Source organism: Wolbachia endosymbiont of Drosophila bocki, assembly GCF_028982005.1.
GTDB classification, from domain to species: Bacteria; Pseudomonadota; Alphaproteobacteria; order Rickettsiales; family Anaplasmataceae; genus Wolbachia; species Wolbachia pipientis.
In genome coordinates this window covers 1-1696 of record NZ_JAPQLG010000219.1, presented here as the reverse complement: position 1 = coordinate 1696, position 1696 = coordinate 1, and the positions used below count along the sequence as shown (strand labels likewise).

The following is a 1696-nucleotide window of genomic DNA, read 5'->3' as shown; positions in this document are numbered from 1 at the left end:
ATAAGACGCCGGTACATTAAGTAATCCTTACCTTTTAATCTGCAGATTGGCGAAAGCAAATACAATAGCTCCACTGTGATGGTAAAGGGGCTGGCAAAGCTTGTCAAGAAATTTTCTTATTTCATTTAAATTGCTTGTAACCTTCTTATACACTCATCTTTACCAAGAATCACCATGATATCAATGATTCCAGGTGCATCCATTACTCCAGTTATAGGGGCGCGTAATGAGTGGTATACATCGCTTATTTTCATATCGTGCAATTTTGCACATTCCTTGATCTGAGAAGATAAAAAACCCTTATTCCAATTTTCATCACCGATCTTTGACAGAAATGACGCGAGTAACTTGATTATATCGAGGTTAGATTTGACAATTTGCTCAGCCTCTTCACTTAAATCAAGTGGCGGATCTTGAATATAAAATTTTGCTAAATCCAATAATTCGGTCAGGTAGTTTGCTCTTTTTTTTAACCCTGTCAGTCCCCGCAGTAAATAGCCCTTTTTTTTGTCAGTTAGAGTATTTTCTCTAAGCATTAGAGTCAGAATATCTTCATTGCTCATATTACTAATATAGTGGTTATTCAAATGCTCCAGTTTTTTGAAATCGAGCCGTGCAGGTGAACGACCAATACTTTCTAAATTAAACCACTCTATTGCTTGCTCATCGCTAATAATCTCATCGTTGCCGTGACTCCAGCCAAGTCTCAGCAAGTAATTACGCATCGCTTTTGGCAATATTCCCATCTTTTCATAATCGCAAACGCTTGTGGCACCATGCCTTTTGGATAGCTTATTCCCATCTTCCCCATGGATAAGCGGCACATGTGCAAAGCGTGGAATGTCAAAATCAAGAGCCTGGTATATTAGCAGATGTTTAAAGGTATTAGTGAGATGGTCAGAGCCACGTATTATATCAGTTATTCCAGCATCATGATCGTCAACTACTACGGCAAGAATATATGTTGGAGTGTTGTCAGAGCGTAAGATCACTATATCATCAAGCTGGTTGCTATTTACTTTGATTTGGCCGTATATTTTATCATCAATGACGATCTCTTGTGAGTCTGGCACTTTGAAACGGATAACTGACCTCACACCGGATGTCATTCCAGCGCGTGACCACATATTTTCTTCTGGATCCCAGTGTCGGCTACTTGGATGACAAGAAGGAGGTTTTGTAGTACATTTATGCTTGTATATCTTGCCCTCTTCTCTTGCTTTTATTTTCTTTTCTGCAACTTCATCCTCAGGGCAATAACAGTGATACGCCCTACCCTTCTCAACTAAAAGGTTTGCTACTTCTTTATGCCGCTCTATTCTTTTTGACTGATATACTATTTCCCCATCATAGCTCACACCGAGCCATCTTAGCCCTTCTATAATTGCATCAATTGCTTCTTTCGTTGAACGTTTTCTGTCGGTGTCCTCAATTCTTAGCAAAAACCTGCCACCATGATGCTTTGCATAGAGCCAATTGAATAAAGCAGTACGAGCTCCTCCAGTGTGCAAAAATCCTGTTGGTGATGGAGCGAATCTCGTGACTATACCTGGCATATTTGTCCGTTACAGTAATATAAATGATGATAGCTAAAATTTATGTTTGTAACAATTTAGAATTTATTTGTTCTGAGAACCTGTTAAGGATCTCGAAAATATGAGGTAAAATAAGCATAGTTAAGAAAGAGGTATATCTA

At 38.7% G+C, this 1696-nt stretch carries 1 protein-coding gene; it reads right to left on the bottom strand.

Annotation, left to right across the window (positions count from 1 at the left end):
• Positions 1-125 precede the first annotated feature (125 nt).
• Positions 126-1556 carry a glutamate--tRNA ligase gene (gene gltX / locus OZD61_RS05655; RefSeq protein ID WP_274980151.1) on the bottom strand — a complete coding sequence of 477 codons (1431 nt, stop codon included), beginning with the start codon at positions 1554-1556 and terminating at the stop codon, positions 126-128.
• Between the last annotated feature and the right edge of the window lie 140 nt (positions 1557-1696).

Coding starts and splice junctions, on each gene's coding strand:
- gltX (WP_274980151.1), bottom strand. CDS start 1,556: ATGCCAGGTATAGTCACGAGATTCGCTCCATCACCAACAGGATTTTTG.